Annotated in this window: 22 protein-coding genes and 1 pseudogene; 10 read left to right on the forward strand and 13 right to left on the reverse strand. The window is 65.2% G+C overall.

From position 1 onward, the window contains the following. Positions 1-73 precede the first annotated feature (73 nt). The 9 genes from J2X19_RS06310 to J2X19_RS06350 form a co-directional block, all read right to left on the reverse strand. Entirely contained in the window at positions 74-532 is a 459-nt protein-coding gene (locus J2X19_RS06310) for a MarR family winged helix-turn-helix transcriptional regulator (RefSeq protein ID WP_310371627.1), read from the reverse strand. A gap of 50 nt (positions 533-582) precedes the next feature. After that, entirely contained in the window at positions 583-2,301 is a 1,719-nt protein-coding gene (locus J2X19_RS06315; RefSeq protein WP_310371629.1) for a tannase/feruloyl esterase family alpha/beta hydrolase, read from the reverse strand. Between the two features lie 179 nt (positions 2,302-2,480). Continuing rightward, positions 2,481-4,184 carry a tannase/feruloyl esterase family alpha/beta hydrolase gene (locus tag J2X19_RS06320; protein WP_310371632.1) on the reverse strand — a complete coding sequence of 568 codons (1,704 nt, stop codon included), beginning with the start codon at positions 4,182-4,184 and terminating at the stop codon, positions 2,481-2,483. 97 nt (positions 4,185-4,281) lie between these two features. After that, complete coding sequence (locus tag J2X19_RS06325; RefSeq protein WP_310371634.1) at positions 4,282-5,979, reverse strand: acyl-CoA dehydrogenase family protein; 1,698 nt, start codon at positions 5,977-5,979, stop codon at positions 4,282-4,284. A gap of 179 nt (positions 5,980-6,158) precedes the next feature. After that, positions 6,159-7,145, reverse strand: coding sequence for a Bug family tripartite tricarboxylate transporter substrate binding protein (locus tag J2X19_RS06330; protein ID WP_116608921.1), 987 nt, complete (start codon positions 7,143-7,145; stop codon positions 6,159-6,161). 91 nt (positions 7,146-7,236) lie between these two features. Beyond that, the gene (locus J2X19_RS06335) at positions 7,237-8,403 is read right to left on the reverse strand and encodes a porin (RefSeq protein ID WP_310372648.1); all 1,167 of its coding nucleotides are present in this window, start codon (positions 8,401-8,403) and stop codon (positions 7,237-7,239) included. 157 nt (positions 8,404-8,560) lie between these two features. Next, the gene (locus tag J2X19_RS06340; RefSeq protein WP_310371637.1) at positions 8,561-9,325 is read right to left on the reverse strand and encodes an SDR family NAD(P)-dependent oxidoreductase; all 765 of its coding nucleotides are present in this window, start codon (positions 9,323-9,325) and stop codon (positions 8,561-8,563) included. 151 nt (positions 9,326-9,476) lie between these two features. Continuing rightward, positions 9,477-11,330 (reverse strand): feruloyl-CoA synthase, encoded by a 1,854-nt coding sequence (locus tag J2X19_RS06345; RefSeq protein WP_310371639.1) that lies wholly within the window; start codon positions 11,328-11,330, stop codon positions 9,477-9,479. A 13-nt stretch (positions 11,331-11,343) separates the two neighbouring features. Next, on the reverse strand, positions 11,344-12,132 hold the full coding sequence (locus J2X19_RS06350) for a crotonase/enoyl-CoA hydratase family protein (RefSeq protein ID WP_092758489.1): 789 nt from the start codon (positions 12,130-12,132) through the stop codon (positions 11,344-11,346). A gap of 158 nt (positions 12,133-12,290) precedes the next feature. Between J2X19_RS06350 and J2X19_RS06355 the strand changes: the two genes are divergently transcribed. From J2X19_RS06355 to J2X19_RS06365, 3 genes are read left to right on the forward strand one after another with little or no spacing between them, the layout of a single operon-like run. Continuing rightward, positions 12,291-13,496: a thiolase family protein gene (locus J2X19_RS06355; protein ID WP_310371641.1), complete on the forward strand. Its 1,206-nt coding sequence runs from the start codon at positions 12,291-12,293 to the stop codon at positions 13,494-13,496. Positions 13,497-13,499: 3 nt separating this feature from the next. After that, positions 13,500-14,738 (forward strand): thiolase family protein, encoded by a 1,239-nt coding sequence (locus J2X19_RS06360; RefSeq protein WP_310371644.1) that lies wholly within the window; start codon positions 13,500-13,502, stop codon positions 14,736-14,738. 23 nt (positions 14,739-14,761) lie between these two features. Beyond that, entirely contained in the window at positions 14,762-16,336 is a 1,575-nt protein-coding gene (locus J2X19_RS06365; RefSeq protein ID WP_310371645.1) for an acyl CoA:acetate/3-ketoacid CoA transferase, read from the forward strand. A 130-nt stretch (positions 16,337-16,466) separates the two neighbouring features. Here the strand turns inward: J2X19_RS06365 and J2X19_RS06370 are convergent, their stop codons facing one another. Further along, entirely contained in the window at positions 16,467-17,735 is a 1,269-nt protein-coding gene (locus tag J2X19_RS06370; RefSeq protein WP_310371647.1) for a helix-turn-helix transcriptional regulator, read from the reverse strand. A gap of 492 nt (positions 17,736-18,227) precedes the next feature. On the opposite strand from J2X19_RS06370, the gene J2X19_RS06375 reads away from it, so the two are divergent. After that, the gene (locus J2X19_RS06375) at positions 18,228-18,638 is read left to right on the forward strand and encodes a hypothetical protein (RefSeq protein WP_310372667.1); all 411 of its coding nucleotides are present in this window, start codon (positions 18,228-18,230) and stop codon (positions 18,636-18,638) included. 3 nt (positions 18,639-18,641) lie between these two features. Here the strand turns inward: J2X19_RS06375 and J2X19_RS06380 are convergent. The 3 genes and pseudogenes from J2X19_RS06380 to J2X19_RS06390 all read right to left on the reverse strand — a co-directional run. Then, positions 18,642-18,788: pseudogene (locus J2X19_RS06380) on the reverse strand (IS5/IS1182 family transposase); the annotation flags it as partial. A 16-nt stretch (positions 18,789-18,804) separates the two neighbouring features. Beyond that, positions 18,805-19,461, reverse strand: coding sequence for a response regulator (locus J2X19_RS06385; protein WP_310371649.1), 657 nt, complete (start codon positions 19,459-19,461; stop codon positions 18,805-18,807). Then, entirely contained in the window at positions 19,451-21,106 is a 1,656-nt protein-coding gene (locus tag J2X19_RS06390) for an MASE1 domain-containing protein (RefSeq protein ID WP_310371651.1), read from the reverse strand. The genes J2X19_RS06385 and J2X19_RS06390 overlap by 11 nt, the downstream gene beginning before the upstream one ends. A gap of 364 nt (positions 21,107-21,470) precedes the next feature. On the opposite strand from J2X19_RS06390, the gene J2X19_RS06395 reads away from it, so the two are divergent. From J2X19_RS06395 to J2X19_RS06420, 6 genes are all read left to right on the forward strand, one after another. Continuing rightward, on the forward strand, positions 21,471-22,256 hold the full coding sequence (locus J2X19_RS06395; protein WP_310371653.1) for a sensor histidine kinase: 786 nt from the start codon (positions 21,471-21,473) through the stop codon (positions 22,254-22,256). Between the two features lie 6 nt (positions 22,257-22,262). Continuing rightward, positions 22,263-22,409 carry a hypothetical protein gene (locus tag J2X19_RS06400; RefSeq protein ID WP_310371655.1) on the forward strand — a complete coding sequence of 49 codons (147 nt, stop codon included), beginning with the start codon at positions 22,263-22,265 and terminating at the stop codon, positions 22,407-22,409. Between the two features lie 9 nt (positions 22,410-22,418). Continuing rightward, positions 22,419-23,723, forward strand: a complete 1,305-nt coding sequence (locus J2X19_RS06405) for an MFS transporter (RefSeq protein ID WP_310371657.1) — start codon at positions 22,419-22,421, stop codon at positions 23,721-23,723. 15 nt (positions 23,724-23,738) lie between these two features. After that, positions 23,739-23,861: a hypothetical protein gene (locus J2X19_RS06410; protein ID WP_310371659.1), complete on the forward strand. Its 123-nt coding sequence runs from the start codon at positions 23,739-23,741 to the stop codon at positions 23,859-23,861. Between the two features lie 66 nt (positions 23,862-23,927). Next, positions 23,928-24,350 carry a PPC domain-containing DNA-binding protein gene (locus J2X19_RS06415; protein WP_310371660.1) on the forward strand — a complete coding sequence of 141 codons (423 nt, stop codon included), beginning with the start codon at positions 23,928-23,930 and terminating at the stop codon, positions 24,348-24,350. 140 nt (positions 24,351-24,490) lie between these two features. Next, complete coding sequence (locus J2X19_RS06420) at positions 24,491-25,612, forward strand: saccharopine dehydrogenase family protein (protein ID WP_310371663.1); 1,122 nt, start codon at positions 24,491-24,493, stop codon at positions 25,610-25,612. Positions 25,613-25,625 lie beyond the last annotated feature (13 nt).

Below are 25,625 nucleotides of genomic sequence, written 5' to 3' on the forward strand. Positions count from 1 at the left end.
CTATACCGCAAAAATCAATTTTGCTACTAGTTTAATAGCAATGCACGCATAGGGTATATGCGCTGGTGCAGATTTATGCGCGGTATATTTTTTGCAGCAGCCGGATCAGGGTTTTTCGCTCGGCGGCGCTCAGGCTGGCGGTGGATTCCATTTCCAGCTGGGCCGCGGTGTGTTCGGCCTCGGCCAGCAGGGTTTCGCCAGCGCTGGTGAGGTGCAGGCCGACGGCCCGGCCATCTACCGGGTGCGGCTGGCGCTCGACCAGGCCGCGCTTGTCGATGCCGTTGACCAGGCTCACCAGGTTGGGCGGCAGGATGCTGAGGGCGCTGGACAGTTGGCGCGAGGTGATGCCGGGGTTGTGCCCAACCAGCGACAGGATGGAAAACTCCACCATGCGCAGGTCGTGCACCGCCATGCGCTCGACAAAAACTTCGGTGATCACCAGCGAGGCCCGCCGGGTGTTGTAGCCCACCAGGGTCTCCAAGGCACTGCTGTCGACGGAGGTAATGGACTTGCGGGGGCTGGTAACGGTCATAGTGCTATTTTGCCAGCCGTGGCCAGCCCCCATTTTTTGCCGGTCCCAGCCTACTTGCAGCTGAAGCTGGCCGCACTTTCCACGTCGCCGCTGCCGTTGTAGCGGGCCACCTTGGGGTAGACGCAGAGCGGGCGGGTACGGGTGGCCGACCAGGCTGTGGGCAGCTCGGTGTTGACCACATTGGCGCCGGCGCCGCGCACGTTGGCGATCACGCTGTCCGGGGCTTGGCCTTTTTCCACCCAGTTGACCAGCGGGGCCAGCATGTCGAACTGGTCGGTGGCCGGGCCGCCCGAGCAGTGGTTCATGCCCGGTACCAGGAACAGCCGGGCGAAGCTGCTGGCATTGCCGCTGTTGTTCGCCTGCAAGGCATCCATCCAGTTGGCGGTGTCGAGCGGCGAGAACACGCCGTCGGCCACGCCGTGGTAGACCATCAGCTTGGCACCGCGGTTGCGCAGCGTGTTCAGCTGGCTCTCGTTCGGCGGCGTCATGAAGGCCCAGGACGATTCGGTATACACCGAGGTGGTGGCGAATATCTTCGGATAGTCGGTCTCCATGCTGAAGTTCAGCGCGTACTGCAAACCGGTGGTGGCGGCGAAGGCGGCCGTGGTGGAGGGCGGCGTGGCGAAGATGAAGGCCACGGCGCCGGCATCGCGGGTGGCCGGCGAGCCGAAATGCCAGGACGCGAAGTTGGCCCCGGCAATGCCCGGATCGAACCAGGTGCCGGTGTACAGGGCCTCGCCCTTGCTGTTCTTCGGGCCGGCGAAGATATTGCCCAGCACCGTCTTCTGGGCCGGCGTCAGGCAGCTACCGTCGCGGGCGCCGCTGCAGCTGGGCACGTCGTTTTGCAGGCTGAAGGCGGCCTGGCAGGCAGCTACGTCCTGCACCTGGCCGTCGGTGACACCATCCAGCGCATCGCATTTGGCGATGATCTTGGCGCCGACCATGCTGAATTCCGCCGGGGTGACGGCGCTGGTCAGCACCGGCTGGCTGTTGGAGTCCAGGCTGGACACGGTGGCGTACTGCTGGGCTTTCCACAGCTGGGTGGTGGCAGCCTTGGGCAGGTGGAAGCCGGGGTTGCCGGCCAGGATGCCGTCGTACTGGTCGCCATAGCGGGCAGCGGCGACCATCGCGTGGCGGCCGCCGTTCGAGCAGCCGGCAAAGTAGGAGCGGTCGGGTGCCTTGCCGTAGGCAGACTTGATCAGGTTTTTGGCCATGGGCGTCAGGCTGCCCACGGCCTGGTAGCCGTAGTCGAGCCGGGCCTGCGGGTCCAGGCCGAAGAAGGGCGTGGGTGCGCCGTGGCCGGCATCCGAGCTCAGCACCGCAAAGCCCTGGCTCAGGCCGGGAGCGATGGGCGCGGCACCGCTGGTCGCGCCGGCGGCAGTGACCACGCTGCCGTCCAGCCCGCCGTTCGCCTGGTACAGAAAGCGGCCGTTCCAGGCCACCGGCATGCGGATCTCGAAGCCGATGGCGTAGCTGGCGCCGTCGACTGCGCTGGTGCGCTGGTTCATCTTGCCCTTGACCAGGCAGTGTGCGGGGATGGGCGTGCTGACGCCGGTGACCACCAGTGCGCCGGCGGCTACGTCGACCGCCGAGGTGATACTGGTATTGGGCAGCGCCAGGCTGCTGGCCAGGGTGGCGCAGGACTGCAGCGTGGCCGGGGTGGCGGCCGAGAGCTGCGGTACCGCGCTGTCCGACCCACCGCAGCCCATCAGCAGGGCCGCCGGCAGGGCCGACAGGGCGAGTAATCCAGGGTGCAATCTTCTTTTCATGGTGTTGTCTCCAAGGGCGAGGCGCAGGGGCACCCGCAGCGTGGCCTCAACACGCTGCAGGCTGGGGGAATGGGGCAATAGGTTTGCTACTGAATCAGTAGCTGCTAGCGCAGGCAGGTTCTGCGCTAGCAGTTGTTTTTTTACTTATTTTTGAGGTGGGCGCTGGCGGTACCAGGCGTTCACTTGCAGCTGAAGCTGGCCGCACTTTCCACATCGCCGCTGCCGTTGTAGCGGGCCACCTTGGGGTAGGCGCACAGCGGGCGGCTGCGGGTGGGGGACCAGCTGCTGGGGACGTCGGGATTGACCGCAACCGCATTGCCCGGGCCGCGCACGTTGGCCGTCACGCTGTCCGGGGCCTGGCCTTTTTCGACCCAGTTGACCAGTGGCGTCAGCATGTCGAACTGGTCGGTGGCAGGGCCGCCCGAGCAGTGGTTCATGCCGGGCACGCGGTAGAAGCGGGCAAAGTTGCTGGCGTCGCCGCCGTTGGCGCTGCGCAGGGCGTCGTACCAGGCGGTGGTGTCGTCGCTGGAGAAGATCGGGTCGCTGGTGCCGTGGTACAGCATCATCTTGGCGCCCCGGCCCTTTACGGCCGACAGGTTGCTGGGGTTGGGTGGGGTCATGAACGACATGGCGCTCTCGGTGTACAGCGCCGTGGTGGCGTTGACCCGGGCCAGCATGGTGTCCACATTGCCGGTGAGCGCAAACACCGGGCCATTGAAGGTGGTGGGGTCTTCTGGCGGGGCCGGCCAGATCAAGCCCACACCGCCCGAGTCGAGCACCAGCGGTGCGGTGAATTCCCAGAAGCCGTAGCCGCTGCCGGCCAGTCCCGCGTCATACGGAAAGCTCGCGTAGATCTTGCTGCCGCTGCTGGTGGTCGGGCCGCTGAGGATCTTGGCGATGCCGGTTTTCTGTGCAGCCGATAGGCAACTGCCGTCGCGCGTGCCGCTGCAGGTGGGCACGTCACGGTCCAGGTTGAAGGCGGCCTGGCAGGCGCCGGTGTCCTGCACCAGGCCGTCGGTGGATCCGTCCAGCGCGTCGCACTTGGCCAGTACGGCCTTGGAGACCAGGGTGCGCTCGGCGGTGGTGAAGCCGGTGGACAAATCGCCTGGCGTGCTGGCCAGCGTGGCGTAGATCTGGGCGCTGGCAATGTTGGCAATTGCCGCTTTGGGCAGGTTGAAGCCGGGGTTGCCGACCAGGAAGCCGTCGTACTGGTCGGCATAGCGCGCGGCGGCCACCATGGTGTGGCGCCCGCCGTTCGAGCAGCCGCCGAAGTACGAGCGGTCCGGGCCCTTGCCGTAGGCGGTCTGGATCGCGCTTTTGGCCATGGGGGTGAGCTTGGCTACCGCCTGGTAGCCGTAGTCGAGGCGCGCCTGGGGGTCGATGCCGAAGCTTGCGCCCAGCGCAGCGGCGTGGCCGGCGTCCGAGCTGATGACGGCGAAGCCCATGTTCAAGGCGTTGGTCGGGCCGCCACTATTTTCTCCATCGACATTACCGATGGCTGTGAGTACGTTGCCGTCAATGCCGCCGTTGGCCTGGTAGAAGAAGCGGCCGTTCCAGGCATTGGGCAGGCGCATCTCAAAGCCGATGGCATAGCTTTTGCCGTCCACCGCGCTGACGCGTGGGTACATGCTGCCGGTGATCTGGCAGTGCGCTGGCACGGGTGTGCCGGCCACCGTCAGCGTGCCCGCCGCAACCGCATTGGCGGCCGTGATCGTGGTGTTGGGGAAGCTGATCTTGCTGACCAGATCGGTACAGGAGAGCAGCGTGCCGGCGCTGGCGGCGGAGAGCTGGGGCAGCGAACTGTCCGACCCGCCGCAACCTATCAGCAGGGCTGCCGGCAGGGCCGACAGGGCGAGTAATCCAGGGTGCAATCTTCTTATCATGGTGTTGTTGTCTCCAAGGTCGAGGCGCAGGGGAGCCCACAGCGTGGCCTCAACACGCTGAAAGCTGGGGGAGCGGGGAAACGGGTTTGCTACTGAATCAGTAGCTGGTAGCGCACACAGATGCTGCGCTAGCGGCGGTTTTTTTACTTATTCGTGGGGGCAGGCGCTGGCGGATGATGGCCAGTCGCATGTCGAACTCGGGCAGCACCCAGGTCTGGAAGGCCTGGGCCGGCTCGGCCCAGCGCAGTGTGTGTGCTCCAGGCGCGGCGGCGATGCGGCCCCAGGCCCAGTCCAGCAGCACCAGGGCCAGGGCGCGCAGGTAGTCGTCGGCCACCCAGTAGGGCAGCTCGGCGTCGGTCTGGGCGGCCTGCACCAGGGCGGCGGTAGTTTCCAGCAACGCATCGCGGCGCCGGTCGCCGGGCAGGTCGGCCAGCAGGCTGGACAGGCCGGCACCGCCATCGGCCAGCACCTTGCGCAGCAGCAGGTCGATGGCCTGGATCTCGTTCGTGCCCTCGTAAATCATCGCCACCCGGGCGTCGCGCACGATCTGCTCTATGCCCCATTCGCGCATATAGCCGTGGCCGCCAAATACCTGCAGGCAGGCGCTGGCGCCGCTGAAGGCCTGGTCGGTGAACGCGGCCTTCAGCACCGGGGTGACCAGCGCGCACCAGCGCTGGGCGGTGGCGCGCTCGGCGGCGTCGGGGTGGTGTTCGGCCACGTCCAACTGCAGGGCCGTGTGGTAGGCCAGCACCCGGCCGCCGTCGATCCAGGCGCGCTGGGTGTCGAGGATGCGGCGGATTGCCGGGTGTTCGGTGATCAGGTCCGGGCCTTGTACTGACTTTGGCGCGCGCATCTGCCGGCGCTCCTGCGCATAGGCCTGGGCTTTCTGCCAGGCGGCGTCCAGCAGGCCTATGCCCTGCATGCCGACGTGCAGACGGGCAGCGTTCATCATCACGAACATGGCGTTCAAGCCCTTGTTCGCTGCGCCGACCTGCCAGCCGATGGCTTCGTCGAAGCGCAGCACGCAGGTCGGGCTGCCGTGCAAGCCCATTTTTTCCTCGATGCGCTCGCAGACCACGGTATTGCGCTGACCGTCGGGCAAGACCTTGGGCACCAGGAACAGCGACAGGCCCTTGGGGCCGGCGGGCGCATCGGGCAGGCGGGCCAGCACCAGGTGGACGATGTTGTCCGTCAGGTCGTGTTCGCCGCCGGAGATGAAAATTTTGGTGCCGGACACGCGCAGGCTGCCGTCGGCCTGCGGCAGCGCTTTGCTGCGCACCAGGCCCAGGTCGCTGCCGGCGTGGGCTTCGGTTAGGCACATGGTGGCCAGCCATTCGCCGCTGGCGAGCTTGGGTAGATAGGCGGCTTTGAGTGCGTCGCTGCCGTGGTGCTTGAGGCAGGCATAGGCGCCGTGCAGCAGGCCGGGCGCCATGGTCCAGCCGTGGTTGGCACCGGCCAGCATCTCGAATAGCACGCCCTCCAAAACCGCCGGCAAACCCTGGCCACCGTCCTCCACCGCACACGACAGCGACGGCCAGCCGGCCTGCCAGAACGCCTGGTAGGCCGCTTTGAAACCCGGCGGCACCGTCACCTGGCCCGCATTGAAGCTGCAACCCAGCTCGTCGCCCACCCGGTGCAGCGGCGCGATCTCGCTGGCGACGAACTTGCTGGCCTCGTCCAGCACCTGCAGAGCCAGATCGGCATCGGTGTCGGCAAACGCCGGCAACGCCTGCCACTGGGCCGGAGCCTGCAACACGTCGTTCAGGATGAAGGTGATGTCATTCAATGCAGTCATGCTCTACTTTCGATAGCTGCTTGCGCTTATGAAATAAGCGCGGGAACTACATTTCTTCCAAGGGCGAGCGCAGCCACGCCCCCTCCAGGGCACAGCGGAACCGGCTTCGCCGGGCCGCCAGTGCCGCCCCCTGCAAGGGGGGTGGCGGCCACACGAAGTGGGCAAGCCTGGGGGTGTGCCTAAGAATCTGCGCTGAAACCGATTTGTTTCACCAACGGTCCCCAGCGTTCGAACTCAGCCTTCTGCGACTTGGCCATTTCCTCGGCGCTCGATCCATGGGGGATCAGGCCGACCAGGGCCAGGCTGTCCACCACCACCTTGTCTTTCAGCGCGGCGTTGATGGCGGCCGTGGCATTGGCCAGGGTGGCGGCCGGGGTCTTGGCCGGGGCGTAGAAGCCAAACCATTCCTCCACCACCAGGTCGGGGAAGCCTTGCTCGACGAAGGTCGGCACGTCGGGGTAGTAGGGCGAGCGCTGCGGGCCCGAGGTGGCCAGCACGCGCAGCTTGCCAGCCTTGGCATAGGCCAGGTAGTCGCCGCTGGGGTTCATAGTGGAGGCGATCTGGCCGCCCACCAGGTCGGTGATGCCGGGCACGGTGCCGCGGTAGGGCACATGCTTCAGGTCGACCTTGGAGCGCAGGCCGAGCAGCGCGCCCAGCAGGTGCGGCATGGAGCCGGCGCCGGGCGAGCCGTAGCTGGCCTGGTCCGGGTTGGCCTTGGCCCAGGCCAGGAAGTCCTTCAAGGTCTTGACCGAGGGCGGCACGGCCGGACCGACCGCCAGGCCGTGGTGCATGATCGCGCCGATCGACACCGGGGCGAAGTCCTTGGGGTCGTAGCTGAGCTTGCTGTAGATGTGCGGGTAGACCGACATGGCCGACACCGGCGCCAGCGCCAGCACCGAGCCATCGGCGGGCGCGGCCTTCAGGGTTTCCAGCGCAATCCGGCCGCCAGCGCCGGGCTTGTTGTCGACCACGGCGGCGTTCTTGGTGTAGGCGGTGCCGATCAGCTTCTCGCCGACGCGGCGGGCCACGCTGTCGCCCGAGCTGCCGGGCGGGAAGCCGTAGTAAATCTTGACTTGCTCCAGGCCCTGGGCCAGCAGCGTGAGGGGCGACCAGGCCGCCAGGGCGGCACTGCTGGTCAGGGTGGTGAGGAAGAGGCGGCGGGTCATGCTGTTTGCTCCTAATTTAGTAGCTTCTAGCGCAGGTTTTATGTGCGCTAGAGCCACTTTCTATATCGATGTATCGGGTGGGAACGGCGGCTTAGAACGCGTGGCGAACGCCAAAGTTGATGCCGTTTTGTGAGGATCCGAGGGCCGGGTTGCTGCCGGCTGCGCCACCGCTGACGGACACGTTGACCAGCCGGTCGTTGCTGATGTGGCCCACCTGGCCGTACACGGCCGTGCGTTTGGACAGGCTGTAGACCAGGCGCGCGGCCAGCAGGGTCGAATTCACGTCGTTGGCATTGCTATAGCGCAGGCTGGCCCACTGGCCGTCCAGAGTCAGCTGGGGGGTCAGCGGGTAGGACGCGCCCAGGTACCACAGCTTGCTGCGGGGGCGGGTCAGGCTGCCTTCGTTGTCGCGGCGGATCACGCCGCCGCCGATCTTGGCGCCCGCCACCTTGAAGTAGCCGGCCACCAGCGTGCGGCTGTCACTGGTGCTGCTGCTGTTCAGGCCGCCGAAAATCACGTCGGTGGGGCCGGTGGGGGTGCGGCCATTCAAGGTGTCATAGGTCAGCACGGCGCCCCAGTTGGGGGTGTCGTATTTGGCGGTGGCCGACCACTGGCGGCAGGCCTGCTTGTCAGTGCCGCTTTCGCCGGCGCAGTTGGTGCCGGCCGGGCTGGGGCCGGCGTTCACGGTGTCACGGCCCAGGCTGTATTCGGCGCCCACGGTGAAGCCGCTGAAGGTGCCACGGTAGCCGATGGAGTTGTCGGCCCGCGAATTGGGGATGTAGGAGTCGAGCGAGCCAATGGCGTACACGGCTGGCCCGATCACGTCCGAGTCCTGGATCGACCAGAACAGCGTGGAATACTGGCGGCCCAGGGTAACGCTACCCCAAGAGCCGGCCAGGCCGACGTTGGCCTGGCGGCCGAACAAGCGTCCGCCCTGGCCGGACGCGCCGGTATCGGGGGCAAAGCCCATTTCCAGCACGAACTGGGCCTTCAGGCCGTCGCCCAGGTCTTCGGTACCGCGAAAGCCCACACGCGATGGCAGCGAGCTGGTATTGCTGGGCATGCGGGTGATGCCACCCACCCCGTTGACCTTGCTGACGTGTTCCACGCCCACGTCGATCAGCCCGTACAAGTTGACGCTGGAACTCGGTGCCGCCGTCTGGGCGTGGGCGGCAAAGGCGCCAGCGCCGATCAGTGCGATGGCCAGGGGGCGGAAGTGTCGGTTGAGGCGTTGGGGGCGGTTCTTGGGGGCTTGCATGTTGTCTCCTTCGGGTGGTACATCCCGCTGCAGATGCGCAGCGGCCTTGATGTTCTGGGGTGGCATGGCTTCGGTGGTGGGCATCGAGCCTGCTCTTATTTGTATAGCTTTCGGTGCAGGTGGTATATGCGCTGGCAGCTCTTTTCTTATAAATTTATCAACGCGGCGCCATGCGCAGCGCGCCGTCCAGGCGTATCACTTCGCCGTTCAAATGGCCGTTGGTCACGATGTGGGCGGCCAGCTCGGCGAATTCGGAGGGCTTGCCCAGGCGCGACGGGAACGGGATGCTGGCGGCCAACGAGGCCTGCACGGCTTCGGGCAGCTCTTTCATCAATGGTGTGGCAAACAGGCCGGGCGCCACGGTGCAGACGCGGATGCCGTACTGCGCCAGGTCGCGTGCCATCGGCAGTGTCATGCCGACCAGGCCGCCCTTGGATGCACTGTAAGCCTGTTGGCCGACCTGGCCGTCGAAGGCCGCGACCGAGGCGGTGAACAGGATCACGCCGCGGGCGCCGTCTTCCAGCGCGTCGAGCTTGGCGCAGGCGGCGGCGAACAAGCGGGTCATGTTGTAGCTGCCGATCAGGTTGACGGCGATGACCTTGCTGAAGGCGTCCAGCGGGGCCGCGCTGCCGTCTTTTTGCACCACGCGCTTGGCGCCGCCGATGCCGGCCACGTTCATCAGGATGCGGGCCGGGCCGTGGGCGGCAGCGGCTTTGTCGATGGCGGCGGTCACGCTGTCGGCGCTGGTGATGTCGCACTGGCAGGCGATGCCACCAATTTCGGCCGCAACCTTTTCGGCCAGGGCGATGTTGACGTCGAGTACTGCGACCTTGGCGCCCAGGCGGGCCAGTTCGCGGGCGGTGGCTTCGCCCAGGCCGGAGGCGGCTCCGGTGACGAGGGCGGCTTGTCCTTGGATTTGCATGTGGTGGTTTCCTTTGGCTCACCCCCAGGCTTCGCTTTGCTACGCCAACCCCCTTGCAGGGGGCGATACCAGAGGCCCGGCAAAGCCGGTTCCTCGGTATCTCTGGGGCGTACGTTCTAGCTGTGGCTTGGGGTTGTGTTTTTAAGTTGGGTTATTGGGGTTGGATAGTGAAAGGCAGGCTGCCGTCGTGCAGGGCCGCGACCAGGTCGGCGCGGTGCTTGAGCACGGCGCGCTGGTTGATCGAGCCCTTGTCGGTGATCTCGCCCTTGTCCAGCGAGGGCGGCTCGGCCATCAGGTGGATGCGGGCCACGCGGGTGGCGCTGCCGGTGGATTCGGCGGCCAGCCGGTTGGCAACCTGCTGGAAGTGGGCTTGTACCGGGGCGCTTTCCAGCACCTCTTGCAGGCTGGCGCTGTCAGGCAGGCCGCTCAGGCTGCGGCAGGCCGGCGTGGGCAGAATCAGCGCGCCGACTTCCTTGCAATTGATGCCGGTCAGCACCGCGTCCTGCACATAGGGCGCGCCGGCGGCAATGATCTTGGCGCGCATCGGGCCGACGCTGACAAAGGTGCCGGTGCTGAGCTTGAAGTCTTCGGCAATCCGGCCGTCGAACTTCAGGCCCTGGTGCAGGTCGTTTTCATCGATCCACTGCACTGCGTCGCCCGAGCAGTAAAAACCTTCTTCGTCAAAGCTCTCCTTGGTGGCTTCGGGGTTGCGCCAGTAGCCGGGGGTGATGTTGGGGCCGCGGTAGCGCACCTCGGTCTTGCCGTCGGTGGGCACCAGTTTGAGTTCCAGGCCCGGCGTGGGCACGCCGATGTAGCCGGCCTTCACATTTGGGCTGTTGACGGCGATGCAGAAGGGCGTGCCTTCGGTCATGCCCAGGCCGGTATTCATCACAATGCGCTCGCCCACCTCGCGCTCGGCGCTGGCAAATAGCGAGTCCCAGATCGGCTGCGACAGGGCGGCGGCGGCAAAGAAGAACATCTTCACCCGGCTCAGCAGCTTTTGGCGCAGCTGGTCGTCGGTCTGCATGGCCTCGGCCAGCACCTCGAAGCCGGTGGGCACGTTGAAGTACACCGTGGGCGCGATTTCGCGCAGGTTGCGGATGGTCTCGGCCATGCCCTTGGGCGTGGGCTTGCCCTCGTCTAGGTACAGCGTGCCGCCGTTGTAGATGACGATGCCGAAGTTGTGGTTGCCGCCAAAAGTGTGGTTCCAGGGCAGCCAGTCGACCAGCACCAGGCCAGGCTCGGCCAGCACCGGCATGGACTGGTTCATCTGCTGCAGATTCGCGCTCCACATGCGGTGGGTGACGACCACCGCCTTGGGCAGCTTGGTCGAGCCGGAGGTGAACATGAATTTGGCAATGCTGTCGCCACCGATGGCCGCATGGGCGGCGTCCACAGCGGGCGTGGCCGGCGTGTTCAACAGATCGCTGAAGGGAATTGTGTCCCGGCCTTCGATGCTGCCCGAGCCCAGTACCACCTTGACATCGGCGCCCACGGTGGCGTTGATGGCGCGGGCAAAGCGGCTGCCGTTGCTGGCAAATACCAGGCCCGGGGTCAGGGTGTCCAGCGCGTGGCGCAGTTTGTCGTAGTCCTGGCTGATGGTGGAGTAGGCGGTGGAAATCGTGCACTGCGGAATGCCGGCCACCAGGGCGCCCAGCGACAGCAGGGCGTGGTCCAGGTCGTTTTCGCTGAGGATGGCGATGGGGCGGTCATCGCCCAGGCCCATGCCCAGCAAGGCTTGGGCGATGTTGCGGGCCGACTGCCAGGCTTCGGCGTAGCTGATGTGGCGCCATTCGCCCAGACTGCCGTCGGTGTTCTTCACGCGCTGGGCCATCCAGGTGTGGTTAGGCGTGGTTTGCGCCCAGTGGGCCAGCCGGTCGGTCAGGCGCGTGGGGTAGGGCTCCAGGTCCTGTGCGGCCCGCACATAACGCACGCCGTCGGGCGTGTCACGGGTGGTGACCTGGGTGACGCCGAAGCGCAGTGGGCGGTATTGGGGGGCGGACATGCGGCAGTCTCGATTACGCTTTTTGGACCTTGGCGGCCTTGCCGTCCAGGAAGGCGCGCACACGGGCCTTGGCTTCGGGCGCGCTCTGGGCGATGGCGGCCATCATGGCCTCGGTCATCAGGCCCTGGTCGGACGGCTGCTCGGCGATGCGCGGCAGGGCGTGCATCAGCGCGTAATTGGTCAGCGGGGCGTTCTGGGCGATGCGCTCGGCCAGCTCGAAGGCCTTGGTAAAGGCCTGGCCGGTGGGCACCAGGTACTGGGCGAAGCCGACCCGTTCGCCGTCGACCGCGTTGTAGACGCGGCCGGTCATCATCATGTCGGTCATGCGGGCAGTGCCGATCAGGCGCGGAATGCGCACCGCGCCGCCGCCGCCGACAAAGATGCCGCGCGAGCCTTCGGGCAAGGCGTAGAAGGTGGATTCATCGGCCACGCGGATGTGGCAGGCGCTGGCCAGCTCCAGGCCGCCGCCGACCACCGCGCCGTGCAGCGCGGCGACGACAGGCACCGGGCCGAACTGCACGCGTTCCAGCGCCGCATGCCACATGCGTGAATGCTGCAGGCCCTGGCCGGCGTCGCGTTCCTTGAGTTCGCTCAGGTCCAGGCCGGAGCAGAAATGCTCGCCTTCGCCGTCGATCACTGCGGCGCGCACGCTGGAGGGCAGGCCGTCCATCAGGTTGCGCAGCGCCAGCACCAGGCCGTCGTTCAAGGCATTGCGCTTGGCAGGGCGGGACAGGCGGATCACGGCGACTTCCTGCTCGTTGCCGCGGATTTCCAGGGTGATGTCGGGGTTGTGTGTAGTCATGCTGAGGTACGTTAGTTGGTTGAATTATGGTTATGGAAAATAACTAAAACAAGGCATTAAAGGCACTCAATACTAAGTGCTTTCCCTAGTTATTTGGGGTCTCAATTTGATTATGATAAATAACTAAATTTGCCAAAAAACACAGCAAGGAATCCGCCATGAACGCCTATATCCCTTACGGTATTTACTGGTCGTCGCCATTCGCCAAGTGGCAGGGCGCGCTGGCCAACCTGAATGCCTTGCCCCTGGCGGCCAGCGTGGGCAAGCAAGCCCTGGCGGCCCGCGGCTATGACTTGGCGCAGATCGACCTGGCCATCCTGGGCCTGACCAACCCGCAAAAAGGCAGCTTCTATGGCCTGCCTTGGGTTACCGGCATGATGGGCATAGACCGCGTGGCCGGCCCGACCATCCAACAGGCCTGCGCCACCAGCGTGCGGGCCCTGCAGATGGCGGCGCAAGAGGTGGTCTGCGGCACCGCCACCAGTGCGCTGCTGGTGATGGCCGACCGCCAGTCGAACGGCCCGGTGGTGTATTACCCCGATTCCAGCGGCAGTGGCGGCTACGGCATCAGCGAGCACTGGGTGCCCGACAACATGGGCCATGACCCCTACGCCAAGAACCCGATGCTGCAAACCGGCGAGAACGTGGCCGCGCGCTATGGCATCAGTACCAGCGAGCAGCACGAGGTCAAGCTGCACCGCTACACCCAGTACCTGCAGGCGCTGGCCGATGACCGCGCGTTCCAGAAGCGCTACATGGTCGATGTGCCGCTGACCGACTCCAAGTTCCGCAAGCAGACCGGCGTGCTGGCTGCCGACGAAGGCATCTTCCCCACCACCGCCGAAGGCCTGGCCAAGCTCAAGCCGGTGAAGGAGGGCGGTACGGTGACCTTCGGTGGCCAGACGCACCCGGCCGACGGCAATGCCGGCGCCATCGTCACCACGCGTGACCTGGCCCGTGCCGCATCCACCAACCCGCATATCGAAATCGAAATCCTGGGCTTCGGCATGGCCCGCGCCGAGCCCGGCTACATGCCCATGGCGCCATCGCCGGCCAGCTTCAATGCCATGAAGAACGCCGGCTTGACCATCAAAGACATTGATGCCATCAAAACCCACAATCCGTTTGCCGTGAACGACATCGCCCTGGCGCGCGATACCGGCTTTGCCTGGGAGAAGATGAACAACTATGGCAGCTCCATCATCTGGGGCCATCCGCAGGCCCCCACCGGCATGCGCGCCATCATCGAGCTGATCGAAGAGCTGGTGCTGCGCGGCGGCGGCGTGGGCCTGTTCACCGGCTGCGCAGCCGGCGATAGCGGCTATGCCACCATCTTGCGCGTCACCGACAGTACAAAGGCTTAAACCATGCAACACTTTTCCGCCAAACTGGACGCCTGGATTGTTGACGGCGTACGCACCCCCCTGGTCGACTACTGCGGCCCGCTGGGCCATGTGTCGCCCACCGACACCGGCATCAAGGTGGCCCGCGCGGTACTGGAGCGCAGCGGCGTGCCGGCCGCCGATGTGGATTCGGTCATCACCGGCTCCATGGCCCAGGCCGACTTCGACGCCTTTTGTCTGCCGCGCCACATCGGTCTGTATGCGGGCGTGCCCATCGCCGTGCCGGCCATCCTGGTGCAGCGCATCTGCGGCACCGGCTTCGAGCTGTTCCGCCAGGCTGCCGACCAGATCGCCCTCGGCTATGCTGAGCTGGCCCTGGTGGTCGGCGCCGAGTCGATGACGCGCAACCCGATTGCCGCCTACACCCACCGCACCGGCTTCAAGCTGGGCGCGCCGGTGGAGTTCAAGGACTTTCTGATGGAAGCCCTGATCGACACCGCCGGCCCGGTGACCATGATCGAGACCGCCGAAAACCTGGCCAAGAAATACGGCGTTACGCGTGCCGACGTGGACGCGTTTGCGGCCCTGTCGTTCGAGCGTGCGCTGAAGGCCCAGGCCGACGGCTTCCACGCAGGCGAAATCGTGCCCGTCGTCAGCGAGAAATTTGAACTGGACGGCTACGTCACCCGCGGCATCCAGCTGCCGCGCAAAGTCGCCCAGCTCGACCGCGACACCCATCCGCGCCCCTCGCCCATCGAAGCCCTGGCCGGTTTGCGCACCGTCTACCCCGGTGGCGTGCAAACCGCGGGCAATAGCTCGGCCCTGGTCGATGGCGCGGTGGGTTCGCTGGTCGCCAGCGATGCCTACGTGCGCAAGAACGGTTTGAAGCCTTTGGCCCGCTTGCGCGGTGCGGCTGCCGCCGGTGTGCCGCCCGAGCTGATGGGCATTGGCCCGGCGCCTGCCATCCGCGCCTTGCTGGAGCGCTGCGGCCTGCAGCTGTCCGACATCGGCCTGTTTGAAATCAACGAAGCCCAGGGCGCGCAAACCATTGCGGTGGAACGCGAACTCGGCCTGGACCGCGACAAACTCAACGTCAACGGCGGCGCCATCGCCCTCGGCCATCCGCTGGCCGCGACCGGCGTGCGTCTCACCGTGACCCTGGCGCGCGAACTGCGCCGCCGCGGCCTGCGCTACGGCATCTCCAGCGCCTGTGTGGGCGGCGGCCAGGGCATGGCTTTACTCATTGAGAACCCCGACGCTTAATTCCGAATTCCTGAAAGACCGACATGAAAATCATCACCGCCGCCCAAGCCGGCGCCCTTATCCAAGACAACGCCACCATCTTCCTCGGCGGCCTGGCCGTCACCAGCCTGCCGGAAGAAGTGCTCAAAGGCGTGGAGCAAACCTTTCTGGACACCGGCCACCCGCGCAACGTCACCACCTGGGCCTGCGGCGCCATTGGCAACAGCAAGGATGCGGGTATGGTGCACTTTGCGCACGCCGGCATGATTAAGCGCACCGTGGCCGGCCACTTCGGCCAGACCGGTGCCGAGATGATGAAGATGGTGTTCGAAGGCCAGGTCGAGGCTTACAACTTCCCGCAGGGCAGCCTGTCGCACCTGACGCGCCACATCGCCAGCCGCAGCCCCGGCCTGCTGACCAAGGTGGGCCTGGGCACCTTTGTCGACCCGCGCATCGAAGGCGGCAAGCTCAACAGCAAGTCCACCGAAGATCTGGTCAAGCTGGTCGAATTCAATGGCGAAGAATGGCTGTTCTACCCCACGCCCAAGATCGACGTGGCCATCATCCGCGGCACCGTGGCCGACGAGAACGGCAACATCACGTTGGACAAGGAAGGCATGCTGCTCGAGCAGATCAACATTGCCCACGCGGCCAAGGCCTGCGGCGGCATCGTCATCGTGCAGGTCGAGCGCATCGTCAAGGCCGGCAGCTTGCACCCCAAGGCGGTGAAGATCCCCGGCGTGTCAGTGGACTACGTAGTGCTCAGCAAGCCCGAGAACCACATGCAGACCATCGCCACCCAGTTCAACCCCGCGCTGTGCGGCGATGTGCGCGTGCCGGTCAACTCGCTGGAGCCCATGGCGCTGGACGAGCGCAAGGTCATCGCCCGCCGCACCGCCATGGAGCTGACCCCCGGCGCCATCACCAACCTCGGCATCGGCATCCCCGCCGGCGTGCCGTCGGTGGCGGCGGAAGAGGGCGTGTCGGACCAGCTGACGCTGAGCATCGAGAGCGGTATCACCGGCGGCATCCCGGCGCAGCTGGGCGACTTCGGCGTGGCCTATAACGCCGACGCCATCATCGAGCAGTCGCTGCAGTTCGACTTCTACGACGGCGGTGGCCTGGACGCCAGCTTCCTGGGCCTGGCCCAGGCGGACTACTGGGGCAACGTCAACGTCAGCAAGTTCAACGGTCGCCCGGTGGGCTGCGGCGGCTTCGTCAACATCACCCGCTCGACCAAGAAGCTGGTGTTCTGCGGCACCTTCACCGCCGGCGGCCTGGAGGTCAAGGTCGCCGACGGCCAGCTGAGCATCGTCAAAGAAGGCAAGTCGCGCAAGTTCATCGAGAAGGTTGAGCAGATCACCTTCAACGGCCACGACGCGGCGCTGCGCCAGCAGGAAGTTCTGTTCGTCACCGAGCGTGCCGTGTTCCAGCTGACCACCGACGGCCTGGAGCTGACCGAGATTGCCCCGGGTGTGGACCTGGAGCGCGACGTACTCGCCCACATGGGCTTCAAGCCCATCATGAAGAACGTCAAGACTATGGACGCCGGCCTGTTCAGCGCGCAATGGGGTGGGCTGGCGCAGGCCATGGCGGCCAAGGCGGCGCAGGTGAAGTAAAGCGACTGCCCAGTTAACGGGTTCAGCTGAAAGACTATCAAAAATATAGCTGCCAGCGCAGGTGCTATCTGCGCTGGCGGCCATTTTTTTTTATAAATGCGTATGCAGAGACTCGGCCTCAGCCAGAAGCTTAAACAATTGCGGCCGTCTTGAGAGCAGACGCATTTGCGGGAATGCGAGGCGCCGCGGGCTGGGTGCGGATGGGCGGCGTCGAGTGGTGCAGCATGCGCAGCAGGTCGGCCTGCCTGGAGGTGCCGGTCTTGGAAAAGATGTGTTGCAGGTGGGTGCGAACAGTGGGTTCGCTGATGCCCAGCATGTCGGCCACTTCCGTGCCTGCTATGCCCTGGGAAAGCGCCATCAACACCCGCAGTTCGCCGCCAGTCAACCCATGCAACCTGGCGAAGGCCTCGCCGGGCATCGGTGGCACCAGGACGGGATCCTGCGTGAAGATGGCAACCGACGCAGCAAAGGGTGCCAGCATCCCGTGGCGAAGGCCGCTTGCGATCGGCAGCAGCGTTGCCACGTAGCCGCCACTGACACCATTCGGTATCGCCACGGACTTGGGCCCCACATCTGCATCGGCGGCGTCGCGCGATGCCTGTTCAATCGCCCTGGACAGTTCAGTGCGCGCTGCGGCATTCGTGGGTACAACGCGTTGATGGACCATACGGATCGATTTGCCGTTCGCCACCTGCTGCTCGGCGGCTTGGTTCATGTAAACGACGCGGCCATCGTGCGTGGTGAGGAAAACACCGGCGGCCAGTCCATCCAGTGTCTTTTCCAGGATTTCCGATCGCAGTGTTCTGATATCCAGCGCATCGGAGATGGTCAGCGCACGGTTGACGTGGGGTGACAGCAGTTTGAACAGACCGACATCGCGCTCCTGAAAATGCGGGGAGTCCACGCTGCGCGAGGCATGCAGGGAGGCCATGCGCCCGCCGGTGCGCAAGGCAGGAAACCAGATCATGTCCAGTAGCCCAAACGGCTCCAATACCTCGTGGAAAAACCGGCTGCCGCGCAAATGGTGGCGCTCCATGGAAAGAGCGCTGACATCGCCGATATTCGACACCACATCCGAGGCGGCCATGGGGCTCTGCGCGTATTGGCTTCCCAGCCGTTGCAGAAATTCCGGCTGGTAGCCGAACACAAATAGTTGGTCGTTCTGCTGGTGCTGTAGATCATGAACGCATATGCCACCTCCGATGCCTGCGCACAGGTCTGCAATCTTTCGGCAGGTGGCCGGCCAGCGCTGCGGATCGAGTGCGCAGTCATAGATCTCACCAATAAGCTCAGATAGCACGGGTGCGGATATGTCCGGCAGGTGCGAGATGGCGCCGGGCATGTTGCCGAGTGGATCAGTTGGGTAGCTGGTGTAGGCGTGGCTGGATGCGTTTTGCATTCTGTGGCTCCCTGTGGTTTGCCTCCCTGTGCCGGTGCAAGGGAAGGCTGGTCCGACGTGCACCGCGTTTTCGGCGGTGAATGGCACGGCCGTGGCGTCAAGATCACGGAGGCGCCATCGCCATGCTTGTGCAGACTGTAGGTTTTTGGGGGTGGCCGGGCCATCGGAGAAGGTCCCCGATGCGGCGACGGGAATCCCTGGTTCTGCCCTAAGGGATTCCCTTAGAACGTGTTTACGATCTCTTTAAGGCCACGTTGAGGTGCAATCGGCATGGGTTGAACGTGGCAGTAAAAGGCGAAATTCGCAAGCGCCATGGGCCGCCGTGGCTGCCCGGGAGATTGCGATCCAGGCGAGGCGTGCCTTTGCCTGGCGGGCTCTGCGCATCATCGCTTCAGATGACGCGGTGACCAGGCCGATTGCCTAAGCTGATAGCCGTGCCCAAGGCACGCCATTGCGGATCGGCTATACCTTTTGCAACTACCGGAGAACACCATGCAGGCCACGCGTCACAAGGAATGGGAAGTCACCGAGCGGCTCTGCCGTGCGATCACGGGCCGGCGTTCGCCGGCGATGAAGGCTGCTGCCGCGGTGCTGATCGCCGCCGGCGCGACGGGCTGGTTCGCGCCGAGCAGCGCGCAAGCGATCAGCGGCACCGAATTGCGCTTGACCGAGCTCGAGAAAGTCTTCTGGCTCTGCGACCACGCGGCGACGATCGGTCTCATCGACACGGGCGCCGCGATTACTTGCGGCAGCCTTACCGAGGCGCTGAAACAGCGCAAGTTCGATGGCGACTTCAATGCCATGCTGGCCTGGTGGCGGCAGCACAAGGAGGCTGAGCACCTGGCGCTCGCCAAGGCAGACGGCACGGCCCTGTCGCATCTGGCGCCGACCGCGCCACAGTGACCGGCGCGGGGGCATGACCTTGAAGGTGTGCAGTTCGCTGCGCTTGGCGATCTGCACCGAGACGTGTCCACCCAGGATGTCGCATCCGCCCTGCGCGAATGGCGCGTCGACGTAGCCGGCGTCTGCCAGTAGGCTTTGCACCCGCGTCAGAGAGGTCGCGCGTGCTTCAGCGGCTCTCCAGCCACTGCACGGCAAAGCGCAGTAGTTCCGCGCCGTTCTTGAGCTGCAGCTTGTCCTTCAGGCTGGCGCGGTGGGTCTCTATCGTCTTGACGCTGCGGTTGAGTTTTTCGGAGATTTCGCGGGTACCGAGTCCACTGCTGAGCAGCAGCAGGATCTCGAATTCGCGCTCGGTCAGCGCTGACACCAAGCTCGGGGTCGAGCGGCGCGGTGCGGCCAATTGCTGCGATAGTCGGCTGTGCATGGCCGCGCTGAGGTAGATCTCTCCCGCCAGCACCTTGCGCACCGCCAGCAGCACATGCGCGGTCGCCTCCTGCTTCATCAGGTAGCCGTTGGCGCCCGCGCGCAGCGCGCGTTCGGCAAAGATGGACTCGTCGTGCTGGCTCATGGCCAGCAGCTTCACCGTGGGGTGGCGTTGGCGCAGTGTCTTGATCAGGTCCAGGCCTGAATCCTTTTTGAGCGATATGTCGACGATGGCTAGCGCTGGGTCGCAGCGCAGCATGGCATCCAGGGCTTCTTCGGTGCTGCCGGCTTCGCAGCAAAGGTGGAGATCGGGCTGGGCATTGAGGAACAAGGCCATGCCCTCGCGCACGATTGGATGGTCGTCCACCATCAGAATGCGGGTGGCTCCCGGTTTATGCACCATGTTGTTGCTCACTTTGCACCTTCTGGTCCGGATAAGTGACGCGAATGGTTGTGCCGCTCGGTGCGTTTGGGGCGATGTCGAAATGGCCGCCGAGCAGGCTGGCCCGGTAGCGCATGCTGTGCATGCCGATGCCGCGGCCCCGCTGCGAAGTCGCAAGATTCATGCCGATACCGTTGTCGCTCACCACGAGCTGGTGCCGGCCCTGGCTCTGTGTCAGCGCGATCCGCAGCTCGCTGGCCCGGCTGTACTTCACGGCGTTGTGCACGGCCTCCTGTGCAATGCGGTACAGATTGATCGCCACCAGCGCGTCGTCCACCTGCACCCCTGCATCGCTTTGAAAAGTGCACCGCAGGCCTTGCAGCGACAGTGTGTCTTCGGCGAGCCGGGCCAGGGCCGCGGGTAGGCCATCGAATTCCAACTCGGAAGGGTAGAGTCCGTGCGCTACCGAACGGACTACGGCCGTGGCCTGATGGACCTGCTCGACAATGCGGCCGGCCAGCTCTGCCTCCGGCAAGGCCTGTTCTTCCAGCCTGTGCCGCAAGGTGGCGCTGAACAGCGCCAGCCCGGTCAGTTGCTGGCCCAGGCCGTCGTGCAGTTCGCGGCCCATGTTTTGCTGCTGCTCTTCGCTGATGCGGATCAGCGAGGCTTCCAGCCGCCGGCGCTCCGTCATTTCCTTGCGCAGATCGATGTTGGTCTGGGCCAGGTCCCGGGTGCGCGCTAAGACGCGCTGCTCCAACTGGTCATGCGAGCTCTTGAGCTCGACCTGCGCGCGGCGTTGCTCGGCCACCGAAGCGGCCAGCAACAGCCCGGTCACGGCCAGCACGATGGCGAAGGCGCACCAGCGCACCAGGCTATCCACCGGTTCTGCCACCACGAACGGCCCGGTCCCGTGCGTCGTGCACCACACGGCTAGTAGCGAGACGATGAGGGTGACCAGGCTGGCACCCCATTGGTCAAAGCGCAGAGCGCCCCAGATGATGAAGGGAAAGACCGCCAGCGAGGCCGGATAAAAACCCTGCACTGCCAGTTCGGGCGCACCGAAGATGTTGAGGCTGACGGCTGTCAGCGCCACCGCGAGACAGCAGGCTTCGAAGGCCTTCGCCGGCGAGAGTCGTGGCCTTGTCCGGCTGAGCCAGACCAGCAGTGGCGGTGCCGCCACCAGCACCCCCATCATGTCACCCAGCCACCACTTGAGCCATACGGTGGCGTAGTCGCCCGCGGCGATGACCTTCCCCAGAGACAGCGTGGCCACGCCCACAAAAGCGCTGAGCATGGTGGCGCAGACGGCGGCTAGCAGGATCAGCGCGAACACGTCCCTGCGACGGTCCAGCGCGTTGCGAAAGCCGGCCAAGCGCAACAGCAGGAAGGCACCGGCCAGAGCTTCGAGGGTGTTGCCCGCGGCGATGCCGGCGGCCGCCGCCAGCGGAAGCTCGCTCCAGGCGTTGGCGATGAAAGCGCCGATGGCCACGCCGAACGCCATGCGGTAGCCATAGGCCAGCAGCGCCGCCAGCGCGATTCCGCTCGGTGCCCAAACCAGCGTAACGGTGTGGCCCACCACGGCCAACAACAGCCCGGCCTTCGCGGTGGCCACGTACAGCAGCGTGACCCCTGCCAGTCGGGCGAAAAAGGCGGTGGGCGGTGGCATAGCTTCGGCTGTGTTCTCCAGGCTGGGTCAGTGGTGAGAGCAGAAGACGCTGCCCGGATGCGCAGCCCCGTGGCCGATCATACGGTGATGGAACAGTCTTGCCGAAAATACGGGGGTGGCCGCGCGTCTGGCGCCAGACGCGCGATGGCCGGACTGTCGGAGAGGGGCCCGGATGCGGCGCTGGGGAATCCCTGGTTTTGCCCTCAGGGATGCCCTTAGAACATGCTTGCGATCTATATGCGGCCGTGCAAAAAAGTGTGCGTGGCTCATTGCTTCCGATGACGCTGAGGTCAGAGGGACAGCCTAATCTTGCGCCGAACCACCTATGGTAAGGACGCTTGTGATGGACTTGGGTTACAGAGCCATGCTCACCGCCCCCACAGTCGCATTGCTGCTGACGGTGAGGCAACTGTTTGGCCGACGCGTGGCCGGCTTGCTTGCCGGGCTACCCACCGTAACCGGTCCGGCACTGTTGCAAGCCAGAGGGGCAGAACTGACCGAGATCCATCTGCGACTGCGCGAGAGTGAGCGCCGCCAAATCCTCAGCCAGGAACGGCAGCGCCTGATGCAGGACATGCACGACGGCGTGGGCTTTTCCCTGATCAGTGCCTTGCGGGTCGTGGAGCACGGCCACCTGGACGAAGCAGCGGTCACGCGGGTACTCAGAAGTTGCATTGACGATCTGAAGCTGGCGATTGATTCCATGGAACCGGTGGACGCCGATCTGTTGCTCCTGCTTGCGACCTTGCGGTTTCGGCTGGGCCCGGGCCTGGAGGCGAGTGGCATCCGCTTGAAATGGGAAGTCCAAAAGGTCCCTGCGCTCGAATGGCTGGAGCCCCCATCCTCGCTGCACATCCTGCGGATCCTGCAGGAGGCATTTACCAACATCAGCAGGCACGCCCATGCCACCGAAATCAGGGTGGCTACGTACGAGCAGAACGATCACGTTGTCGTCAGCGTGTGCGACAACGGATGCGGATTTTTGCTCCCACAGCAGGCCGAAAGCAAGGGCAGGGGCTTGCCCAATCAACGGCACCGCGCCCAGGCTATTGGTGCGGAATTGGCTTGGGTGTCCAACAGCGCAGGGACTTGTCTTGCGTTGCGTCTCCCGGTACGGCGTCTGGTTAGCCGTCTGGACAAAGTTGAGTGAACCGCCATGAAAAAGTATTTGCCTGAAATTCTGGCGCTGGGTGCGGCCGTGTTGATGGCGGTGTTCCTGTGGTTGTCGTATCCAGCGTTACCCCAGGCTGCAGACCAGAACGTCTGTGTCCCACTCGACACGGTCTATGTCTGCCCCGACTGACATCCTGACATGCAAACCAGCACTACGCGTCGCGCCGCCATCGCCCTCAGCCTGGCCTACGCGCTGGCCATGTTTCACCGCACATCCTTCTCGGAGGTCTCCTCGATCCTCGGCCACGACGGCGCGCTGAGCACCGAATGCCTGGCCTGGATCGGGTCGGCCTTTTTCTGGGTTTACCTCGGCTTTCAGATCCCAGCCGGCATCCTGGTCGACGCGGCCGGATCTCGGCGCGTGTCCGCCTGGGGCAGCGCGGCCATGGCGATCGGAGCCGGTTTGTTCGCCTCGGCGAGCACCCCTTGGATGATGGCCGGCGCCCGAGGCCTGTGCGCCGCCGGGGCCGTGAGTGTCTTTCTCGCCTTGATCTCCTACTGCAGCAAATCCTTTGGCAGCCATTCGAGCTCGGCGCTCGGTCGTGCCCTTCTCATCGGGAACATCGGCGGCGTCGCCTCCGGAGCCCCACTCGAATTCGCCCTCGACCTGGTCGGCTGGCGCCAAGCGTGGTGGGCGTTGGCGGTGGGCTCTGCCATTGCCGGCCTGGCGACCCTGGTCCTCGCGCCCAAGGACTCTCCGGGCGACAGCATCCGGACGGCGGCCCGCAAGGCTTTTCCGGCCTTCCTCGACTCTCTTCGCCACTCGGAGGTCTATCTCGCGGCCGGAGCCCTGGCGGGCCTGGCGGGCGCTTTCCACGCCTTCGCCGGCTTCGGAGCGCACCAACTCGCCCGCTCCCTCGGCATCGACAGCCAAGCCGCGGGCATGGTGGTCTCGGCGATGGTTGGAGGTTTCGCCTTGGGCTCGCTGGCATGGGGCGGCATAGGCGACAAGGCCAAGGCCCGCAATAAGGTCGCTCGCCGAGTCCCTCTCGCCGCCTTCGCCCTGTGGGCATGGATACTCATTGCGCCGCCATCGAACCCTTGGCTACTCGGCTCGACCATGTTCACGGTGGGCTTTTTGTGCGCATGCTTTGGCAACGTCTACGCCATGCTCGACCAGCTGTCGGCCGGCAAAGCCCAAGGGGCCATCAAGGCCACCGCGAATTGCGGCATCGCCCTTGGTGCGGCCTTGGCGCAGGTCTCGCAGGGAATGCTCTCCGGCGAACTGGCGGCGCTGCCGTGCCTGGCTCTCGCCGCCCTTGGTGTGGCCTGCTGCTGGGCCTTGGCCAAGCGCTGCCGGATCGGCCAGACGGCGATGCGTGGCGGCGAGCCGTCCGACATCGCGGTTCCCTCGGAAGGGTTGGCGGATGTCTGCATGGGTGGACCCGCTTGCCAGCCCCGCATCGCATGCGGCATTGCCGGCCCTGTACGTCCCACGTTCTGAAGGAAGACCGCAAGCATGCATTCGCCGGCTGAAATCGGGCTGGGTGTTCTGCTGTGCATGCTGGGGCCGCCGGTCGGCAGCGCTGCGGCTTTGGCGGCGTTGATCGGTGGTTCGGCGGTGCAACAGGAATACGATTAATTTTCAAAAATGATAGCTGCTCGTGCAGGTGCAGAATGCACTGGAGGCCTATTTTTTATGAAAACCATGCAAACCCTTCCCATCCGCCTGCCCCCCGGCCAGGACCTGCGCCAAGCCCTGGAAGCCGCCGTGCGCAGCCAGAATTGCCGTGCCGCCTTCGTGCTCTCCGGCATAGGCAGCCTGTCCACCGCCGGCCTGCGTTTTGCTGGCGCGGATCAGCCGCAACGCCTGGTGGGCGATAGCGAAATCCTCAGCCTGTCGGGCACCATAGCCTTCGACGGCCAGCACAGCAGCTCGCACCTGCACATGGCACTGTCCACCGCCACCGGCGCGGTGTTGGGCGGCCATGTGGCGGCGGGCTGCATCGTGCGGACCACGGCCGAGGTGTTGCTGGCACTGCTACCCGAGTGGGAGTTTGCGCGCGAGCCGGATGCGGTGACGGGCTATGACGAGCTGGTGGTGCGGCGGCTCTTGGACCATCAAAAATAATAGCTGCTGGTGCAGATATCGTCTGCACCAGCAACTATTTTTTCTTATAAAAGTCGTGCGCAGTGGGACGACCGTGGCGCATTGATAATCGCCGGCATGGCAGGCTTATCTCCCTACCCCTTCAGCAAGGATTTGCAGCGTTGAAAACTCTGGTACTCGGGGGCTACGGCAATTTTGGCGCACGCATTTGTCGGGCATTGGCGGGCGATGCATCCATCCAACTGCTGGTGGGTGGGCGTGATGTGCAGCGCGCCCGCGCTTTAGCCGGGGAACTTGGCCATGGCGCCCAGGGTGTTGCTATAGACCACACGGCTGCGAATTTCGCGCAGAGCTTGCGTGCGCTCGGCGTGGAACTGTTGATCCACACCGCCGGGCCATTTCAGCAGCAAGACTATGCCGTGGCCCAAGCCGCAGCGGAGGCGGGCGCGCATTATCTGGACCTGGCCGATGGCCGTCGCTTTGTCTGCGACTTTTCTACAGCGCTGCAGGCGCGGTTTCAGGCTGCTGGGCGTACCGCGGTGTCTGGGGCCAGCACGGTGCCGGCTTTGTCTTCCGCGGTGGTAGAGCATCTGTGCCAGGGCTGGCAGCGTATCGATACGATAGATATTTGCATCGCCCCGGCCCAAACCGCACCCCGGGGCAAGGCCACGCTGGCGGGGGTGTTGAGCTATTGCGGCGAGCCGATTTCCGTATGGAGCGGCGGGCAATGGCGTTCGATGCGTGGCTGGGGCCAGCTGACGCCAGTGCGGTTCGCCCGCCTGAGCCCTCGCCTGGGGGCATTGTGCGACATCCCCGATCTGGAGCTGTTTCCTGCACGGTACGGCGTGGCGCAGCGCGTGATGTTCCGCGCAGCGTTAGAGGTGGGGCTGGCCCAGCGCGCATTTGCCGTGTTGGCGGCCTTGCGTAGTTGGCGCCTGATGCCACAGCCCGCCGTGCTGGCGGGCCTGCTGAACCGGACCGCTACGTTGCTGGACTTCATGGGTACAGCACTGGGTGGCATGGTGGTGCGGGTGCAGGGGCTGAATGGGGCTGGGCAAGCAGCCCGCCGCGCCTGGCATATCGCCGCCGATAACGACCATGGCCCTGAAATCCCTTGCATGGCGGCCATCTTGCTGGCCCGGCGGCTGGCCCGCGCCGAGCCGATGCCGGTGGGCGCGATGCCCTGCATGGGCTTGCTGAAGCTGGAAGAGTTCGGCTCCGAGTTCGTGCGTTGGGGCATGGTGACGGAGATAGTCGCAGAGGGTGTTGCGTATGGTGCATAAAAAGCTGGAATTT

It is taken from the genome of Rhodoferax ferrireducens (genome assembly GCF_031458075.1).
GTDB lineage: Bacteria > Pseudomonadota > Gammaproteobacteria > Burkholderiales > Burkholderiaceae_C > Rhodoferax_B > Rhodoferax_B ferrireducens_A.

What these genes read in the sequence shown, in the direction of transcription:
- J2X19_RS06310 (WP_310371627.1), bottom strand. Translation starts at nt 532, where the DNA reads ATGACCGTTACCAGCCCCCGCAAGTCCATTACCTCCGTCGACAGCAGT.
- J2X19_RS06315 (WP_310371629.1), bottom strand. Translation starts at nt 2,301, where the DNA reads ATGAAAAGAAGATTGCACCCTGGATTACTCGCCCTGTCGGCCCTGCCG.
- J2X19_RS06320 (WP_310371632.1), bottom strand. Translation starts at nt 4,184, where the DNA reads ATGATAAGAAGATTGCACCCTGGATTACTCGCCCTGTCGGCCCTGCCG.
- J2X19_RS06325 (WP_310371634.1), bottom strand. Translation starts at nt 5,979, where the DNA reads ATGACTGCATTGAATGACATCACCTTCATCCTGAACGACGTGTTGCAG.
- J2X19_RS06330 (WP_116608921.1), bottom strand. Translation starts at nt 7,145, where the DNA reads ATGACCCGCCGCCTCTTCCTCACCACCCTGACCAGCAGTGCCGCCCTG.
- J2X19_RS06335 (WP_310372648.1), bottom strand. Translation starts at nt 8,403, where the DNA reads ATGCAAGCCCCCAAGAACCGCCCCCAACGCCTCAACCGACACTTCCGC.
- J2X19_RS06340 (WP_310371637.1), bottom strand. Translation starts at nt 9,325, where the DNA reads ATGCAAATCCAAGGACAAGCCGCCCTCGTCACCGGAGCCGCCTCCGGC.
- J2X19_RS06345 (WP_310371639.1), bottom strand. Translation starts at nt 11,330, where the DNA reads ATGTCCGCCCCCCAATACCGCCCACTGCGCTTCGGCGTCACCCAGGTC.
- J2X19_RS06350 (WP_092758489.1), bottom strand. Translation starts at nt 12,132, where the DNA reads ATGACTACACACAACCCCGACATCACCCTGGAAATCCGCGGCAACGAG.
- J2X19_RS06355 (WP_310371641.1), top strand. Translation starts at nt 12,291, where the DNA reads ATGAACGCCTATATCCCTTACGGTATTTACTGGTCGTCGCCATTCGCC.
- J2X19_RS06360 (WP_310371644.1), top strand. Translation starts at nt 13,500, where the DNA reads ATGCAACACTTTTCCGCCAAACTGGACGCCTGGATTGTTGACGGCGTA.
- J2X19_RS06365 (WP_310371645.1), top strand. Translation starts at nt 14,762, where the DNA reads ATGAAAATCATCACCGCCGCCCAAGCCGGCGCCCTTATCCAAGACAAC.
- J2X19_RS06370 (WP_310371647.1), bottom strand. Translation starts at nt 17,735, where the DNA reads ATGCAAAACGCATCCAGCCACGCCTACACCAGCTACCCAACTGATCCA.
- J2X19_RS06375 (WP_310372667.1), top strand. Translation starts at nt 18,228, where the DNA reads ATGCAGGCCACGCGTCACAAGGAATGGGAAGTCACCGAGCGGCTCTGC.
- J2X19_RS06385 (WP_310371649.1), bottom strand. Translation starts at nt 19,461, where the DNA reads ATGGTGCATAAACCGGGAGCCACCCGCATTCTGATGGTGGACGACCAT.
- J2X19_RS06390 (WP_310371651.1), bottom strand. Translation starts at nt 21,106, where the DNA reads ATGCCACCGCCCACCGCCTTTTTCGCCCGACTGGCAGGGGTCACGCTG.
- J2X19_RS06395 (WP_310371653.1), top strand. Translation starts at nt 21,471, where the DNA reads ATGCTCACCGCCCCCACAGTCGCATTGCTGCTGACGGTGAGGCAACTG.
- J2X19_RS06400 (WP_310371655.1), top strand. Translation starts at nt 22,263, where the DNA reads ATGAAAAAGTATTTGCCTGAAATTCTGGCGCTGGGTGCGGCCGTGTTG.
- J2X19_RS06405 (WP_310371657.1), top strand. Translation starts at nt 22,419, where the DNA reads ATGCAAACCAGCACTACGCGTCGCGCCGCCATCGCCCTCAGCCTGGCC.
- J2X19_RS06410 (WP_310371659.1), top strand. Translation starts at nt 23,739, where the DNA reads ATGCATTCGCCGGCTGAAATCGGGCTGGGTGTTCTGCTGTGCATGCTG.
- J2X19_RS06415 (WP_310371660.1), top strand. Translation starts at nt 23,928, where the DNA reads ATGCAAACCCTTCCCATCCGCCTGCCCCCCGGCCAGGACCTGCGCCAA.